Raw genomic sequence first — 18055 nt, forward strand, 5'->3', positions numbered from 1 at the left:
CATAAGAAAAATACCCATGTTTGAATAATCGTCGATTGTTTGACAATTATTCACTTAAGGCTTGTCTCGTTGCAAGGTTCGATTTCTGCAATTATTCCGACATTTAATCGGAGTAGTTTTCTTCAAGAGGCAATTGATGCCTTATTACATCAGACGCGACCCGTGGCCCAAATTATTGTGTGGGATGATGGGTCAACCGATGCGACGCCTGAAATAGTCAAATCTGCGATGAACGCTGATAAAAGAGGGGTAATTCAGTACTTCCGGGCAGAAAATCAGGGCAAATCTTCTGCTTTGAATAGCGCCATGAAAGAAGTGCGGGGGGAGTACGTGTGGATCTGCGATGACGACGATGTCGCTTGTCTGGATGCGGCGGAGAAAATGGCCGAAGTGCTTGACGCTACCGATGTGGACATTGTGGCTGGAGCACATGCGCGTTTCAGGACGGATGAGTCCGAGAAAGATAAAGAGTTCTTCGGAACAGGTTATTGGCCCGACTTATCGTCAGGCAGCATCATTCGGCATCTGTTGGAAGACATTTTCTTTTTCCAAAATGCCAGCTTGGTGCGTCGCGCTTGCTTTGACAAAGTGGGGCCGTTTCGCGAAGATTTAAGCCGTTCAATTGACTATGAGATGTTTGTGCGATTGTGCACTCGTTTTCCGATCAAGATGATCGATGATGTGTTGTTTTACCAACGCAAACATGGTGGCGCACGTGGTCCAGAAGGCCAGCAACACGCGGCCAAAAAATCCGAAGAAGTTTGGCTTTCCGCCGATCGGGAGATATTCTGCGATCTCTACCAAACATTGCCGATTTCTTTCTATGCATCGTTTTTTGAGGCGGAGAAATCAGCCCTGGCCTTACGGGCAGCTCATTTGCAGCGTGCTTGCGTTTACGCGCGGCGTTGCGATTGGATGCGCGCTATTGAGGATTTTAAAGCGGCAGCACAAATGGCAGAAAATGACGGCCTCACACCGACTGAAATTGACATTGTTGTGAGGTCTATGGCCGGTAAGCACGGTAACGCCGAGGCGTATTCTTCGCCGGTACGCAAACAGCTATTAAGCCTTTCGCAATTTGGCCTTACGGGCAAAACAATTTTAAATGCACTTGGACGAGGATCTGTTTGGCGCGCAAGAGAGGCGTTGAACAATCGCGACTTTAAACTGCTCACGAAAATTACAACTTTTCTTTTGCAATCCGGAGCGCGACCGCACCCCGGAACGTTTGCATCACATCTGTCTGAGTTGGACCACCTGACACATGAGGCCTACAATTGGTAACAACGATTGACCCCGCGCGCGTCGCCGTTCTTATTCCGACCCTGAATGAAGCAGATCAGATTGAGGCTGTGCTGAGCCAGATCATGCATGGAGACGCTGTTGCTTCTCGCTGCACAGTGATCGTCGCAGATGGTGGGAGTAGTGACGACACCTGCGCCATTGTAACACGCCTCATGAGAAAGCATCCTAATTTGCATTTGAGGCACAATTCTCAGCGCATACAAGCTGCTGCATTCAATTTGCTTCTGACGCCGGAATTCGACGGCATCGACTTCGCGATCAGATGTGATGCGCATGCTGCTTATCCGCAGGGCTATGTCAGTGATCTGGTGCACTGTATGTTAGAGAAAGAAGTCGACTCAGTTGTTGTTCCAATGGATGCCATTGCTGACAGCGAGAGCTGCTTTCAATCAGGGCTCGCTTGGGTTGCGGATACCCCGCTTGGAGCCGGAGGCTCCCCACATCGTGGCGGGAATGTTTCCGGGTACTGTGACCATGGGCATCATGCAGCTTTCCGCATGTCGACGTTCCGAAAGCTCGATGGTTACGATGTTGACTTTCGCACCAATGAAGATGCCGAATATGACAAGCGGTTGACAGATTTTGGCGGCAGTATCTGGCTGAATTCTGATGTGCGTATCAAATATTTTCCGCGAAAGACAGCAAGCCGATTGTGGCGACAGTATTTTCGTTACGGCGAAGGACGTGCGCGGACCTGCCGCAAACACAGCATCAAGCCCGCCCTGCGTCAGATGATACCAGCCGTGCACACGGCAGTCTGTTTGGCTAGCCTAGCGGTCCTACCAATCACGCCCCTACTTCTTCTGTGGCCCGCTATTTATGCTTTGGCCATGCTGTCTTGCGGGATCTTGATTGCTCTCAAGCACCGCTCTATCTGCGGACTTGCTGCCAGCGTTGCTTTAGTAACCATGCACTTCGCTTGGGGAATTGGGTTTCTCTCGCGCCTGATGAAAAAGACACCCAAATCATTTTTCCCGCAGCCTGCCGAATAATCGCGGATCGAAGACCCCCTATGTCTACAATCGCATTTTTTGGTCACAACTCAAACGAGCCTGCAGTCCGCCGACGCGCCCGCGCTTTCCAATCAGCCGGTCATGAGGTCATCGGCTTCATGCCACATCGCGGTGCCAAGCAAAACACGGGGTGGCCGCTCGTCGACCTCGGAGAAACTACTGATAATGCTTACGGGCAAAGGCTGCTTTCAATTTTTAAAGGCGCAAGAATCGCGGCGCAACACGAGAACGAGTTGAGCACAGCCGATGTTATTTACGCTCGAAATCTCGATATGCTCGCGGCAGCTGCGCGCGCGCGTTCAAAACTCAACCTCAACACTCCATTGATATATGAATGCCTAGACGTGCATCATCGCCTAACTGGCACCTCCGCAATCGCCCGCCTTTTGCGCGGTATAGAGGAGCGCCTACTAAAACACTGCGCATTGGTGGTGATTTCTTCGCCTCGCTTTGAGAGTGAGCACTTCGCCGTACATTACCCAAATGCCTATCGATCTTTCTTGCTCGAAAACCTGATGATCGACGGAGACAATTTCCCGGATCGTCCACCCCATGATGCCCCATCATCAAAGCCGCGCCAGCGGCTCCGCATCGGCTGGTTTGGCAATCTACGTTGCCGCAAATCGCTTGCGCTATTGCTTGGATTGGCCAGAAGTTTTCCGGAAGACGTCGATATCGTATTGCGCGGCTACCCGGCACCGGGCGTGTTCGAAGACTTTGAAGGTGAAATCCGGCCCTATGACAATGTCTCTTTTGGTGGCCGGTATAACGCCCCAGACGATTTGTCTGAAATGTATGCTGATGTCGATCTGGTGTGGGCGGGCGATTGGTATGAGGAAGGCGCCAATTCACTTTGGCTATTGCCTAACCGCATTTATGAGGGGGGATATTTTGCGACCCCTGCCTTGGCTCCCGCAGGCACAGAGACTGCGCGCTGGCTTGAGGATCATGGAAGTGGCATTCTTCTCAATCAACCAATTGAGCAAGCTCTTGAGAAAGAAATATTGGGGCTTCTGAAAGACCGCACACCAATAGAGAAACTGCGGGCGCAGTTACTATCGCTCCCTCGCAGCACTTTTGTGGAGACCCCTGCGACGACACAGAGCCTGTTGCAGGCGGCATCGGCCACCTAGGGAGCGGGCATCTGATAAGAAAGTACGCCTTTCATTGCGGCGAATACGCCACAAACCCTAAGGCGCATCTTTAAAAAGATACGAATTGTAGATTCCACAATCGACTCGGGTTAATCTCTGTATGTCTTTTGATCGACATTTTTTATTTTTCTTATCTGACTCTCAAGGTCATTGAACTTTGACAAGATTACCTGACTTTATCATCGGCGGTGCGCCGAAATGTGGCACGACGTCGTTGCATTTTATACTTGGGCAAAATCCGGAAATCGGCATCCCCGATCAGGAAATCCATTTCTTTGATGCGGATGATCCGATCACGCATCCTGACTTTCTGACTGAAACCGAAAAAGGCCTGAAGTGGTTCGATCCGAGCCCAGAGAACACACCCAATTTGAGTTGGTATACGTCGTGCTTTTCTGAGTTCCAAAATCATCAGCTCGTCGGGGAGGATTCTACAACCTATCTCTTTTCTGCGGTCGCTGCGCGCCGCATTAAAAGACTATTGCCAGACGTGAAACTGGTCTTTCTATTGAGAAACCCCGTAAAGCGCGCCTACTCTCAGTATTGGCACTTGATGTGCAGCGGCCGTCTAACCTGTGGTTTTGAAAAAGCCATTAGCGCGCACAGCTCGATCTTACTCGGCTCCACTTATGCGCCGCATCTTGCGGAGTATTTTCGAGTATTTGGCCGTGATAATGTGCATGTCGCACTATTTGAAGATTTTTTGAGCGATAAACAGGCTTATTTAGACGGTGTTACCGCCCATATTGGAGCCTCGAATATGGACGTAGAAACGCTAAAAACTTGGTTCAACCGCACCAACTTTCCCTCCTTGCCCAAGGGCCAGCAGCTGATCAATTATCTCGGCCAGCCAATCGTTTCTCGCCGCTATCGTAATCACATGGGGCATGAATCTGGCTTGTCTCATGCCATCAGAAAAAAAATTCATTATCAGTGGTTTAAGCGGATTAATCCGATCCTGCTCACAGCTCAGAAGCCGCCCGCAATGAAGTCAGAAACAGCCAGATACCTGACAGGGCATTTGTCGCTCAGAAATGCCGGGTTATCGGAGCTGTTGGGGCGCGATCTGTCACAAGTCTGGCCAGGGTTTAGCGAATGACAGCCAGCCGGATAGATATCCTGCTTGTTTATGACCCAAGATTCACCGGGGGAACGGCGAGCGCGATTTTGACTGACGCCCATGCTTTTCATGCTGCTGGTTTGACAATTGGATTACTGGAAGTGACTTCCGGATTTTTCATTGATGCGGGCACAGGAAAAAACACAGCGTTAGCGGCGTTGGCTGATTTACCAGGTGTCAAAGTCATCAAACCGGAAGCATATGTTGTTGCTGACACCACCTTTTTTCACCACCCGCTGACCTTCGCACATCGAGTGCAAGAAAACGCTAAAATTCGTTCAAACACATCCGTTTTGGTGAGCCATCATCCTCCATTTCGTGGTGATGGATCACTTGAATATGACCCGATTGCCACAACACGATATGTCGAACAGTCTTTTGGTATTCGGCCCATGTGGGCACCAGTCTCAGGCGTCATCCGAAAACATCTGCGCAGTTTCCTGCCATTTATACGGCTAACAAGCGCCGATTGGGTGAACTCCTTTGATACCGGCAATTGGATGTCAAACCGTCCCGTTTTTGATGGGCCAATAGCAACGGTTGGCCGTCACAGCCGTGAAGATCCGCTAAAATGGCCGGACACTGCAGCTGATGTTGCGGCACATGTTGCTCCACGGGAGGCTGGCTGGCGAACACGCGTTATGGGGTGCCCAGAAGCGCACCTCATTTCTCTCGGCGCCAATTTAGAAGGTTGGAAGATTGTGCCATTCAACAACGAACCTGTGGACCGTTTCGTCGAAAGTTTAGATGTTTTTTCCTACTTCCACAGTCACAAGTGGGTCGAAGCCTTCGGACGCACGATCCTTGAAGCAATGTTGATGGAGCGCCCCTGTGTACTGAGCCCAAGCCTACGAGATACGTTTGGGTCGATGGCGCAATACGCCAACCCGACAGACGTTCATGATCTGGTTCGATCTCTTCGTACAAACGTCAAAGCAACCCGGCAGAACTGCGCAGATATCCGTGAGCGTGCGGCACAGCAATATGCAAGCAAGGCCATCCCCGAAAGACTGAGCGCCCTGCAAAACGATACAGGTAGCTGTTCTCGCCTAGGGCCAATTCAAGCCGCTCCGATCACTACCTTGAGAAAGATGATTGGCTTGAAGCGCCGTCAACGAAATGCAGTATCCATAGAACAGGCGGCAAAGCTCTGATGACGGCCGTTACCCTGCAAATCGCCCATTCGAAGAACTACGATGTTTGCGTTATTGGAGCGGGCGCTGCTGGCTTGGCACTGGCTTTGTCACTTGGGCAAGCAGGTGTGAAGGTTATTGTCATCGAACAGGGGGGCTTTGACGAAGGGACAATTGATCCTAGTGAGCGTAGAGATATTCATCTTTCAACCGACACTCACGATCCACGGCATCGTACAAACCGCGAAGCGGTGGCAGGAACATTACTTGGCTGGGGCGGGCGCTGCATGCCATTTGACCCAGAAGATTTTGCGCAAGACCGTTCGCGCCACAAGCATCCCTGGCCGATAAGTTTCAATGAGTATGCTCGGTGGATCGCTCCAGCCGCGGAATTTCTCAAAGCAGATTCGACATTTGAACACCCCTCAGTCTCAAATAATCCAGACATTCCAGGGGTCTGCCTCAAAAAAGTGGAGCTCCTGAATGCCCAAGACCAAGCGACCAATCTGCAAGAGCGCCTCAAAAACGGGCTTGAGCCCATTGATCTTTTACCAAGGACACGCGTTCTCTCCTTTCGTTGGGAAACTTCTAAAAAATACCAAGTGAGTGGACTCACATTATCCCATGAAGGGCAAATATGTGCCCTACACTGCAAAAAACTCGTTTTGGCCTGCGGCGGACTTGAAACCACACGTATGTTGCTGCTTGAAAAAGCTGCACATCCCAAGATCTTTGCTTCCACTGAAAATGCCCTTGGGCGCTACTACATGGGGCACCTCACCGGCGGTATGGCTGAAATCACTTTCACTGATCCACAACTCGCCAAGCAATTCGGCTATCAAAGTGCTCGCGGGCGCAGCCCGTATCGGCGTCGATTTTGCCTGTTAGATGGTGCACCAAGTAACGTGGCTTTCTGGCTTGAAAACCTGCCCCCTGAAGATCCTAGGCAAAGTTCTGGCGAGATCTCCCTTAAAAGACTGCTCAAAAAGCCCAAAGATTTCGAAGATACAGGCAATCATATTGCCAATGTTATCAAAGATCCCATTGGTGCATCAAACATCCTGCGTTCAGCGGCTCAACGGTTTATGCCGCCTTCGATGCGACGCCCTCAACGTCTCGCCTTTGTAGGTCGCGGGCCATACATTCTCGCTTATCACGCCGAACATTTCCCAGAATCCGGGAGTCAGGTTACACTTTCTGAAGAAAGAGACAAATTCGGGCAGCGCATGTTGCAGATAGACTTTCGATACGGACAGCGCACAATTGATGCGCTAATGGCTGGCCATAAGCTTTTGGCAAAGCGCCTCAAAGCAGCGAATGTTGCTGAGATCGCGTTGCCGGACGATGAGACTTTTGCGCAGGCCATCGAGGACAAGGCCCGCGATGGCTATTATCAGGCAGGCCTTACTCGTATGTCTGACACACCGGGATCCGGGGTCGTTGATCGCAACTGCCGCGTACATGGGATCGACAATCTCTATGTCGCCTCAGCCTCAGTTTTTCCGGTGTCAGGACAGGCCAATCCAACGCTTTCGGTTGTGGCAATGTCATTGCGGCTCGCAGACCACCTTAAACGGCACCAACGAAGTGAGGTAACGCAATGACCGCTACTGCGACACCCATGGAGGTCTTGGAAATTCGCGAACGCCGCCGGGATTTCATTCTTGTCGCCCTGTGGTTTTTTGTAACTTTCAAACAATTTCGCTTTGACGAACTCATACTCTACCCGCTGGCGCTCTACTTCGCGTGGGCGTTCATAAGAGATTTCCAGAAGATTTTCCCATTGATTGCCCGCAGCTTCGTCCTTTTCCTTTTTCCTGCTTGGTGGCTTTTGTCAGCAATATGGGGCGTTGAGACGACCTTGATTCTAAGGTCAGGCCTGCAACTGCTCCTGACAATCATGATCTGCTATTTCATTGCAACAAGGTTGACGGTCCGTGATTTGATTTTAGCTCTGGCTCTGACCGCGACCTACTACGGCATACTTAGTTTTCTCGCGCCTTACATAGGTACAGGTACTAGTGCCCGTGGTGTGTTTTCGAGTAAGAATGCCATGGGAACAGCGATGGTGATCCTATGGCTCTGCTCTTTGTGTATAGTTTTTGACCCGGATTCATCGAAGAAACGAAAGCTCTTCGGGATGTTCGCTCTGGTTTTGTCCGCTTGGCAAATTTATATGGCAAGCTCCGCCACCGCTATGCTCTTGGCATTTGGTATCGCAGTGATCGCCTTCTTGTTCGCAATCGTACCTCAGACTGGCATTCTAAAACGTCGTTGGTTCTACGCCCTGGGCTTTCTTGCGGTAGCGGCGCTCCTACTAAGCGCCTCGGCCTTTTTCACGACGCAAAGCATTGATCCCATCAATGCTGTGCTTGGCGCGTTCGGTAAAGACACCACATTAACCGGCCGCACGCTGCTCTGGGAATATGCAACACGCCAGATAGAGGACGACCCTCTTCTCGGCGTTGGGGCTGGCGGCTTTTGGACACCTTATGACAAACTGTCTCAGGCTAGCCGCATCTATGAAGAGTTCCACAAGGCCACCTATGCAACCTTTTCTTTTCACAATTCCTATTTTGAAATTGCTGTACACCAAGGACTGATCGGTCTCTTTTTCTGCATCCTGACGGTTCTCTGGACAATCGGAAGCATCCTGCTTGCAAGAAGCCAGACCAATCCGATCCCAACTGTATTTTTCCTCTGTGTCTGCTCGGTTTCACTAGCTCGTAGTATGACCGAGTCTGACTTCATCGCGCCGTTTGCACTGCTCACCATGCTATTCATAACCGGGGGGTTAATGTCAGCTATGTCTCGGGTGAAAACGCCTGAGACTAAATTTAAGAAAAATGCCCGTTTCAGTAGTGTTCGTATTCAGCCACAGCGCCCCCCTTTTCTTACCAACCCTGCCGCTTCTTGGAATGGAGCTTAGTTTCGGCCCCGGTTGGGAACCCTCATAGATAAGTTTTTGAAAGCGGCGAATGACGCAAAATTTCAGTAACAACAGATTGCAGCAAGGCAAACAAAGTGCACTCAAAAGCTACCAGCAGCGGATCGTTGGAAGTGAACGTTTCTTTGATCTGCTAAAGTATGAAGCTTGCACACTATTTCTTATGAATTTGCCCGGCGCGCTTGGGCTACTGCTACGACAAAATATCTACCGCGCCCTGATTGGCAAACTTGGCAAAGGCGCAGCGATTTCCCGTGGCGTTACTTTGAGGTGTCCACAACGTCTCACTCTGGAAGCGGGCGCACTTGTTGACGAAAACACGGTCTTTGACATCAAGAGCACAGAAGCATCCGTTTCAGTTGGTGAACAGACACAAATTATGGCGGGGGTCCGGTTTGAGACTGGATACGAAGGCCACATTTCTGTTGGGAGCAACAGCTTTGTTGGTGCCTATACTATATTGAATGGCCACGGCGGCTTAACCATTGGCGACAACGCCCTGATCGCAGGTCATTGCCACATCATAGCCGGAAATCATGGATTTGCAGACTTAAACACCCCTATGATCTCTCAGGGCGTAAACTGTCTTGGTATTCAAATCGAAGATGATGTTTGGCTAGGTTCAGGCGTACGTGTACTCGATGGCGTGCGGATTGGGCATGGCAGTATCATCTCCGCTGGGGCAGTGGTGACCCACGATGTAGAACCCTACAGCATTATGGGGGGAGTTCCGGCGAAACTCATTCGAAAGCGTACCCAAGAAAATGTCTGAAACGCCATCTGGAAAGGGTCGTCTTCGGGCGGTGATCTCATTCTTGATCAAGGCGGTCATTAGCATCGGCTTGCTGACCTATTTGCTGTACAAGCAAATAGACAACATGGATGAAATTTGGATGGCCATAGGCCACGCTGATCCGGTGATCCTTCTACTGGCATTTTCCCTCAATGTTTTTGGTTACCTGCTGTGCTCTTGGCGTTGGCGGATTCTCTTGGCTGCTCAGAAGTTTGACGTACCTTTAATGGAGCTGATCCGCGCCTACACAATCGGAATATTCTTCAACGCATTTTTGCCAGGCCTGATGAGTGGCGACTTTATGAGGGCTTACGACATTTCTGACCGCGTAGGATCCTATACGCGCTCTTTCCTAATTCTCTTTGTGGAACGGCTTACAGGTATGTTTGGGCTGCTCGTCTTAGCTGCGCTCGCACTGCCTTTCGTGGGGCGCGATATTCTTGCTCAAACCGGCGTTCATTGGGTGCTCTTGGCGGTTTTTGTACTTCTTTTGATTGCCAGTATTGGCCTTGCATTGATGCGTAAAGAACGGCGTCAAACGTCTACCTTTAGTCTGCCCGGTGCTCAAAAGCTCCAGAGTATTGCTGGCAAGATTGGTGAAACATCTCGAGCTTTTGGGTCCGAAATGGGAGCGATCTACAAATGTATGGGAATTTCATTTGTATTTCAGGCCAACGTAGTGCTGCACTATTATTTGATTGGAGTAGCACTTGGCATTGAGGTTCCTGTTTGGATCTATTTTGGGATCATTCCGATCTCGCTTTTTGTCATGATGATCCCTGCTTCAGTCAACGGTATTGGCATCCGCGAGCAGATTTTTGTTTACCTCTTTGGAGCTTTTGGAATTGGTGCTGCTCAGGCCATATCACTGGCTTGGATTGGGTTTGGAATGGTCTTACTTCAGGCTGTGGCAGGTGGTGTCATCTTCGCGATGCGGAAGAGACAACGCGGCACATCTGAGGACCCTTTGGTTTGGTCAAACGCGAGCAGCCAAGAATAAGCGGGACACCGAAGATCGTCTTCCCTTTAAGAGCAAGAAAGCTCAAGCACCTTCATCGGTTCCATTTTTTCGGGTGCTGAAGTGGGATAATATTCTGCTCCAAAGATCTCCGGATGCTGAATCGCGAGAGAAACTTCAGTGATGTGCAGAGAAAACTCGCCGCCCAAACGCGGGGGTGTACCACTCTTCAGCGCCATCGCCATCTCCGCAACACCAAGCGCAAAGTCCATCGGGTATCCCCGCTTAGCCGTGGAAATTTCGCGCGAGGCTTCCGGCTGTAGACGCTTGCCAAAATCCAAGCCCAAGAGCTTCTTTGCTCCGCGTTGCAGACGGGTTGTTGGTAAAGGAATGGATCGTACAGGTGAGGAGAAATCCCAAGTTTCGTCGACGCTCAAAACGCCGTCATCGCACATGATACGGAACTGGTGGTCATGTGGCGCGACAATACTGTTGGTTAGCCGCGCGACCAACCCCTCATCAAATTCCAGACAGGCCGCAGTGAAATCAGGCGTGGTGTAGTTGGTTGGTGTTTCCGGTCCTTTGTCTGCCACTAAGCAACTTGCAAAAGACACCATCCGCCGAACAGGACCGAACATGCCAACAAGCCAAGTCAGCGCATATCCGGCATGCTCCAATGTGCAGCCCGTCTCAAATTCATTCTCCGCCGGCCAATATGCGCCAGAAGCCGTTTTCCAATTTTCATAACCGATACGATGAACCATGCCATCGTCCATCTCAGCATAAACGAGACGCGGCACCCCCTGCTCGCGGTTGCGCACCGCCTGATAGAGAGTCTGTCCTGCTGGCCCCAAAAAACTCGAGGGTGCGGAAACAACGTACAACCCTTTCTCTTGTGCCAAATCTACCAAATGCTTGGCTTCAGGCAAATCCAATGCCAGCGGCTTTTCAGAGTAGACATGCCGCCCGGCAGAGAGACATTTTTGGGAGATCGCGTAATGCTGCGCTGGCGGAGTAAGATTGACAACAATCTGGACGTTCGGGTCGGTAAGGATCGCATCTAAACTGTCGTACTGCGGTACGCCATAGTGGCTGGCAAATTGCCTCTGCCGAGCCAGGGAAATATCGTGTACGCCCTTGAGATCTAACAGCCCGGTCCAATTGCTAAGGGTGGCCTGATACAGATCAGCAACATAGCCACAACCTACAAAGGCAATTCCGATTTTTTCAGCGAAGTCACTCTTCATCATAAAGTCTCAGAACCGACAGACCCATAACTGAGTGACCGTCGGCGCAATTAAAAAATGAACAAAAATTATAGTTATTTAATCAGCTTAACACCTCATTCCTTATCACTATTTTGCCTAACGGCACAATCGCAACGACAACGAATTACGTCTCGCCCCAATAAGCCGCCGCTATATTGCGCGAATGCATCAGTCATCTAAATGGTTAGCACTCTAACCTTGCTTTGTAAGGCTTGGAATTCCTGCAACGGGGCGGAATTATTTACATGTTCAGACAAAATTGGTTTGACTAAATGCTCCGGGAGTTTGGAGACTGTTTCTCACTGCAGGAGCCATGGCGGCAGAAAATGCGGTTCTTTAGACAAGACGCCACGAGATTTCGGCGTAAATAGCATTATTAAATTTGAGATGTCTTGATGCGAATATTAGTTTTAGCGCCGCAGCCATTTTTCTCTCTGCGCGGCACTCCGATTGCTTTGCTCATGTTGCTCGAAAGCCTTGCGGCAAAGGGACATGAGATCGACATGCTCACCTTTGCTGAGGGTGATCCTGTGGAAATAAAGGGGGTCAATATTTTTCGGGTAGCCGACCTGGCTCCATTGCGCGGCATTCGCCCTGGCTTTTCCGGAAAAAAAGCTTTCGCTGACCTGTTGATGACAGCTATGGCCATCGCAATATTATCGCGCAACCGCTATGATGTTATCCACGCAGTGGAGGAAATGGCCTACGTCGCGCGATGGCTCAAACCGATCTTTCGCGTGCCTTATGTATTTGATCTAGACTCCTCAATTCCCATGCAAATCGAGGAGAAATATAACCTCCCTGGGCCCATTAAACGTATGCTCGAAGCCACGGAACGTGGTGCACTTAGGCGCGCGACTGCTGCAATAACATGTTGCCCGGCGCTGGAACGCATTGCCCGCGCGAATGCGCCAGAGTTGCCTGTCAAAACTATCACAGATGTCAGCTTGCTCGACGGAGCCTTGATAAAGCAGGACGATGTCGACACATCTGATGCTAGGTTTGATGCTCCCGTGGCGATGTATGTGGGAAATCTTGAACACTACCAGGGGCTGGATCTGCTGATGGAAGGACTTGCCCGCGCCCTCCCCCAAAGGCGGATGCATCTGGTCGTGATTGGCGGGGCCAGCGAAGACATTACGCGATATAAAGCCAAAGCCGCTGATCTCGGTATCGGCGACGTCAGCCATTTTTTGGGGCCGCGTCCGATTTCTGCACTTCGAGCATATCTGAGGGCCGCTGACATCGTCGTGTCTCCACGCCTAATAGGTGTCAACACGCCGATGAAGGTCTATTCATACCTAGACAGCGGCCGCCCATTGCTCGCCACTGCCCTCTCAACCCACACCCAGGTGATTGGCGAAGATATCGCTCATTTGGTTGCACCGACGCCTGAAGCGATGGCCCAAGGATTGCTGCACTTGACTGCAAATCCGGAAGCCGCTAAGGCGCTCGCCGCACGTGCCAAAGAACGCGTGAAAGCAGAGTTTAGCCACGCGGCGTTTCAGGCACGATTGTCCGAATTCTATGAGACAATCGTGGCTTCTAGGGTGCTAACCTGAGAATGCATCAAGTTGGCTGAAGTGACCCGAGCCTAGTGAGCAAATCCCGCTTTAAAACTGGTTTTCCGGGAATCGCGTCTATATCTGTCTCGACCGTCCATCGAGATGTGCACCTCAGCGTTGGTCAATGTTGTGATACACACCGATCCGGTGAATTGCGATGCTTGATCTGAATTCATGATCTCGGTGGGCCGTGTCTAGTGATGAGTTCTTTCAATGCATTTGTGCAAAATTCTGCGTGCATCCTGTTCGAGAGCCATCATCTCAAGACCTTACGCTTGGCCTAATCCATGATCGCGACCATATTCAGGAAGCCGTTCCGTACTGGAGCAACGGTGAAGTCAGCGCACCAGACTTGGTTCAGACGGTCTATCACCATCTTCCTCAGCAGGTACGGGTAAACGGGATGCTGGGGATGTAGCTGGCGGGTTCGGAGGCCCTTGTAGATCGTTTCCAGCGTCATCTTCGCATCAGCCGCCTGCCGCGGTAAGGCCCGACAATCGTGCCTTCACAGCGCAGAAAGGCCACGATCTAGCCTCCGCCCCTCTCGGCAGATCTAGCTATCCCAAATCGCCTGGCTGCAATGGAAAAATGGATACTTGGTGAACATACGATCGATCTCTTTCCTCATCGCCAACGTGTCAGCATCAATCCCGACTGAGGTATGGTAGAGCGCCGACCGCGACAGCTGCACCAGTTTGCATTGCTGACTGATACTCAGCTCGGGGTGATCTCGCTGGATCATCGAGCGCTTCCAGGTGTTAGCCTGTTTTGTATATAACTGATGTTTCGCTGCGATCTCCTGCACGGTCCTGTTGCCACGCAGCGCCTCCAACGCCACCTTGGCCTTAAACTGACCTATAAAATTCCGGCGCTTCGCCGTGTTCGTATCCCTCCAAAGGTCTTGGATACACCTTAACCAACCGTCCAGCTTTCTGACATCAAGTCAAACATCCGCCTCACTGTTTCTCGGACAATTCAAGGCAACCCTGCGGCCACCTCAGCCAAAGCACCGTGCAGCGAACCAGCAGACGAACGTGGGCCGATTACATTAAAGCGCGCCTCTTCCCGGATTAGAAAACAACCGATGTGATGGATGCTGGTGCGCGTTGCGGTATCTGTAGCCAAGCCGAGTATGTCGACAGCACAGAGGCGTTCAAACAAGGCCTCCGGGCTGGCGCCTTCGATATCAAACCGGCACCAGCCATCGGTCTGCTCTGTCACAGCGCCAGCGTCTCTGACGATCTCTTTGACCTCTCCGGCCAGAAGAGGGTGCGTGTCGTGATCCGCTTCAATCATCCACTGACCGGGACCGGACCACCAGACGCGATGATCATCTTTGGTCACACAACCTCCTGGGCCGGGTAGGTCGATCCCAAGAGCGCTCTCAATAGCACCGGCGACAGTTTCTTCTTGCCCTTTGCAGGCAGCCAGCGAGGCAAGCGAGCAGTTTGAGTTTTCAGAGATGGTGAACGCACCGACGACATCAATGCGCGCGTTCTCTTCTCCAAGCGCGGTGGTGGGTTTCAAATCAAACACGCAAACGCCCTCCTTCGGGGTCAATGAAATGAGCGGATACCACCTCTACCGTGGCCTCCTTGCCCTCAAGAGGGTTCACCATGCGAAGGGTTTCTCCCATACGATTGGCACCATCTTTTAGTAACCCAAGACCAATGGAGCGTTCCAGCACCGGAGAATAGGCCGCTGATGTGACGTAGCCCTGGTCATGTTTGGCATCAACAGGACCATTTGCATTCATGAGGTGAGCGCCCGCGGTTACCACACCTTCTCCGACAGCTTTCAAGCCCACGAGGCGCAAATCATCATCCCCGTTCAGCCCCGAACGTTCTGACAAAGTGCTTCCGATACTGTCTTTTTTCTTGGACACCATTCGCCCCATACCGAGATTGGCAGCTGTGGTGGTGCCGTTGATTTCAGCTGCAACAGCGTGGCCTTTTTCAATTCGCATCACGCCAAGTGCTTCTGTGCCATATGGAGTTACGCCAAACTCTTCTCCCTCTGTCATTAGGCGGCGCATCAAAGCATCACCGTACCGGGTTGGTACGGCCAGCTCATAGGCCAGCTCGCCAGAGAAGGAAATTCGGAACAGACGGGCACGCAACCCACCACAGATTGTGATCTCACCGCAGCTCATGAACGGGAAAGCCTCGTTGCTGAGGTCGTGATCAGGATCAACAATCTTCTGCAACAGCTTGCGTGCATTAGGTCCCGCGATTGCGTATTGCGCCCAAGCTTCCGTTGTGGAGATCAGTTGGACATCCATCTCAGGGAACAAACATTGGCGGGCGAATTCCATGTTTCGGTAGACCAGCACAGCGTTTGCAGTTGTGGTCGTCACGACGAAATGGTCCTCGGCAAACCGGGCTGCAGTCCCATCATCATACGCGATGCCATCTTCGCGCAGCATCAAGCCATAGCGGACTTTGCCGATTGCTAATTTTGCAAAGCCGTTGGCGTAAATCTTGTTGAGAAATGCGGCGGCGTCCGCACCCTGAACGTCAATTTTGCCAAGAGTGGTTACGTCGCAAACGCCCACGCAATTGCGAGTTGTCAGAACTTCGCGGTCGACCGTTTCGCGCCAGTGACTTTCGCCTTTGCGAGGGAAGTACTGCGCACGCAACCAATTGCCGGTTTCCATAAAGACAGCGCCTTGCTCCTCCGCCCAATTATGACTGGGAGTCTTGCGGACAGGGTGGAACTCAGCGCCAACGGAACGACCAGCCAGAGTGCCCATTGATACCGGTACATATGGGGGGCGGAAGATGGTTGTACCTGTTTCCGGTATGGACTTTCCCGTTATCTCGGCCATCACAGCCAATCCGGTGACATTCGCGGTTTTGCCCTGATCCGTTGCCATGCCAAGCGTGGTATATCGTTTCAGGTGCTCGACTGAGCGGAAACCTTCCTGATGCGCCAGTTTCACATCTTTAACCGTCACATCGTTTTGGAAGTCGACCCAAGCGCGTTTGGCACCTTGGACATGCCAGAAAGGTGTGATGTTGCAAGGTTCCTCCGCAACTTGCGGCAACTCGATCTCCTTTGCGGTGATGCCAAGGGCTGCCAAAGCGTCCATTGCGCGTTGGGCCCCTCCCATCAAAGCCTGTGAGGTGGTCATGTCACCGCATGCAGCCCCTGCGACGGACTGGCCCACGGGCAGCGCCCCTCCTGGCACAAATGCATGAATTGCGTTGTTCCACACAGGTCGACCACGTTGATGACAAGTTAGTCCCAGATTGGGATTCCAACCGCCAGAAACCGCAACGGCGCCGCAAGGGATAATGCGCGTTTTTCCATTGGCTAATTTGACAGTCACCGATTTAACACCAAGTCTGCCTTTGGTGTCGATAATCTGAGCGCCCGCCAGAACCTCTGTGCCATTGACAAATGGCGCATTATGCCGCGTATCAATCACTGCAGGCACAGAAACGCCCTTTGTCAGTAGGTCTCTCGCTGTGCGGTGCCCGTCATCGTTGTTGGTAAAGACCACAACACTTTGGTCCGGCGTCGTGGCCCAACGATTGGCGTAAGCGCGGACTGCTCCTGCCAGCATGACGCCCGGGCGGTCATTGTTTTCAAATGCGATCGGGCGCTCAATAGCTCCAGCACAGACAAGAGCACGCTTGGAATAAATACGCCAAAATATCTGACGCGGCTTACCGGGTTGCGGGGCTGCCAAATGATCAGACACACGCTCGACTGCGCCATAGATGCCGTGATCATACGCTCCGACAACGGTGGTACGCGGCATGATACGTACATTATCGAGCGATACTAATTCTGCTTGGATTTTCGCCACCCAGTCGATCCCGGCCGCGCCATCCAGCTCTTGAGTTTCCGCCAAAAGGCGGCCGCCAAGTAAGAAGTCCTCTTCTGCAATGATCACACGGGCGCCAGCGTGCCCTGCTGTGAGTGCAGCCGCCAAACCCGCAGGCCCAGCACCGATAACCAGAAGGTCACAATGCAAAAAGCCTTTGTCGTAGACATCAGGATCATCTTCAAACGATATGCTGCCGAGACCCGCAGCGCGGCGGATCAACGGTTCATAGAGCTTTTCCCAAAAGGCTTTCGGCCACATGAACGTTTTATAATAGAAACCCGCGGCGAAGAACGGTGCGAACCGATCGTTAATGCCAAGAAAGTCATATTTGAGAGACCCCATGTGGTTTTGGCTTTTTGCGCTGAGCCCGTCAAAAAGCTCGATAGTTGTCGCCCTTGTATTGGGCTCCTGACGGCCGCCCTCGCGCAATATGACCAGCGCGTTTGGTTCCTCTGATCCAGCCGTAACGACACCTCTCGGGCGGTGATACTTAAACGACCGCCCCATGAGGCGCACGCCATTGGCCAACAAGGCAGAAGCAAGGGTATCACCTTGGCGGCCCTCATAATTCTGCCCATCAAAAGTGAAGTTTAACGGCGCGGTGTGGTCTATCAGACCGCCCTGTAGTCTGTTGACACTCATTGGGCAGCTCCTCCCGATCGTCTTGTTTCGCTGGCCATTTCCACGGAAACAATTTCATGTGTCAGTGTGTTGCGCGTCACGACCAACCATGACCGATCACCCTGTTCGTGAAACCAGAGTTCCCGATGCAGACCCGCCGGATTGTCTCGCAAATAGAGGTAGTCGTGGAACGCCTGAACCGCGTTCTCGGCCTGCCAATCGGGGCGGTTCATCAACGAGGCGTCGCCCAAATAGGTAAATTCAGAGACATCGCGTGGTCCCAAAAGAGGATGATTGATCAGCATGTTTTAGTCTCCAACGGCCCAAAAACGGCGTAGTGCAC

Annotated in this window: 14 protein-coding genes; 10 read left to right on the forward strand and 4 right to left on the reverse strand. The window is 51.8% G+C overall.

What is annotated here, in order from left to right:
• The first annotated feature begins 69 nt into the window (after nt 1-69).
• The 9 genes from ACO07T_RS19305 (at nt 70) to ACO07T_RS19345 (ending at nt 10465) form a co-directional block, all read left to right on the forward strand.
• Nucleotides 70-1284: a glycosyltransferase family 2 protein gene (locus ACO07T_RS19305; protein WP_422050740.1), complete on the forward strand. Its 1215-nt coding sequence runs from the start codon at nt 70-72 to the stop codon at nt 1282-1284.
• The gene (locus tag ACO07T_RS19310; protein WP_422050741.1) at nt 1278-2297 is read left to right on the forward strand and encodes a glycosyltransferase family 2 protein; all 1020 of its coding nucleotides are present in this window, start codon (nt 1278-1280) and stop codon (nt 2295-2297) included. The genes ACO07T_RS19305 and ACO07T_RS19310 overlap by 7 nt, the downstream gene beginning before the upstream one ends.
• A gap of 20 nt (nt 2298-2317) precedes the next feature.
• Entirely contained in the window at nt 2318-3451 is a 1134-nt protein-coding gene (locus ACO07T_RS19315; protein WP_422050742.1) for a hypothetical protein, read from the forward strand.
• A 178-nt stretch (nt 3452-3629) separates the two neighbouring features.
• Nucleotides 3630-4571, forward strand: coding sequence for a sulfotransferase family protein (locus tag ACO07T_RS19320; RefSeq protein WP_422050743.1), 942 nt, complete (start codon nt 3630-3632; stop codon nt 4569-4571).
• Nucleotides 4568-5746, forward strand: a complete 1179-nt coding sequence (locus ACO07T_RS19325; protein ID WP_422050744.1) for a glycosyltransferase — start codon at nt 4568-4570, stop codon at nt 5744-5746. Before ACO07T_RS19320 ends, ACO07T_RS19325 begins: the two co-directional genes overlap by 4 nt.
• Entirely contained in the window at nt 5746-7329 is a 1584-nt protein-coding gene (locus ACO07T_RS19330) for a GMC family oxidoreductase (RefSeq protein WP_422050745.1), read from the forward strand. The genes ACO07T_RS19325 and ACO07T_RS19330 overlap by 1 nt, the downstream gene beginning before the upstream one ends.
• On the forward strand, nt 7326-8654 hold the full coding sequence (locus ACO07T_RS19335; RefSeq protein WP_422050746.1) for an O-antigen ligase family protein: 1329 nt from the start codon (nt 7326-7328) through the stop codon (nt 8652-8654). The genes ACO07T_RS19330 and ACO07T_RS19335 overlap by 4 nt, the downstream gene beginning before the upstream one ends.
• Nucleotides 8655-8703: 49 nt before the next feature.
• A complete protein-coding gene (locus ACO07T_RS19340) occupies nt 8704-9444 on the forward strand; it encodes an acyltransferase (RefSeq protein WP_422050747.1) in 741 nt (246 codons plus the stop codon).
• Nucleotides 9437-10465: a lysylphosphatidylglycerol synthase transmembrane domain-containing protein gene (locus ACO07T_RS19345; RefSeq protein WP_422050748.1), complete on the forward strand. Its 1029-nt coding sequence runs from the start codon at nt 9437-9439 to the stop codon at nt 10463-10465. Before ACO07T_RS19340 ends, ACO07T_RS19345 begins: the two co-directional genes overlap by 8 nt.
• Nucleotides 10466-10491: 26 nt before the next feature.
• Here the strand turns inward: ACO07T_RS19345 and ACO07T_RS19350 are convergent, their stop codons facing one another.
• The gene (locus ACO07T_RS19350) at nt 10492-11673 is read right to left on the reverse strand and encodes a Gfo/Idh/MocA family protein (RefSeq protein ID WP_422050749.1); all 1182 of its coding nucleotides are present in this window, start codon (nt 11671-11673) and stop codon (nt 10492-10494) included.
• 413 nt (nt 11674-12086) lie between these two features.
• Here ACO07T_RS19350 and ACO07T_RS19355 point away from each other — a divergent pair, with 413 nt between their 5' ends.
• Entirely contained in the window at nt 12087-13253 is a 1167-nt protein-coding gene (locus tag ACO07T_RS19355; protein ID WP_422050750.1) for a glycosyltransferase family 4 protein, read from the forward strand.
• Nucleotides 13254-14231: 978 nt separating this feature from the next.
• Here the strand turns inward: ACO07T_RS19355 and ACO07T_RS19360 are convergent.
• The 3 genes from ACO07T_RS19360 to ACO07T_RS19370 are packed head-to-tail and all read right to left on the reverse strand — an operon-like array spanning nt 14232 to nt 18017.
• The gene (locus ACO07T_RS19360) at nt 14232-14792 is read right to left on the reverse strand and encodes a sarcosine oxidase subunit gamma (protein ID WP_422050751.1); all 561 of its coding nucleotides are present in this window, start codon (nt 14790-14792) and stop codon (nt 14232-14234) included.
• Nucleotides 14785-17733, reverse strand: a complete 2949-nt coding sequence (locus ACO07T_RS19365; protein ID WP_422050752.1) for a sarcosine oxidase subunit alpha family protein — start codon at nt 17731-17733, stop codon at nt 14785-14787. The genes ACO07T_RS19360 and ACO07T_RS19365 overlap by 8 nt, the downstream gene beginning before the upstream one ends.
• On the reverse strand, nt 17730-18017 hold the full coding sequence (locus tag ACO07T_RS19370; protein ID WP_422050753.1) for a sarcosine oxidase subunit delta: 288 nt from the start codon (nt 18015-18017) through the stop codon (nt 17730-17732). The genes ACO07T_RS19365 and ACO07T_RS19370 overlap by 4 nt, the downstream gene beginning before the upstream one ends.
• Nucleotides 18018-18055 lie beyond the last annotated feature (38 nt).

This window comes from Shimia sp., from assembly GCF_965227725.1.
GTDB lineage: Bacteria > Pseudomonadota > Alphaproteobacteria > Rhodobacterales > Rhodobacteraceae > Shimia.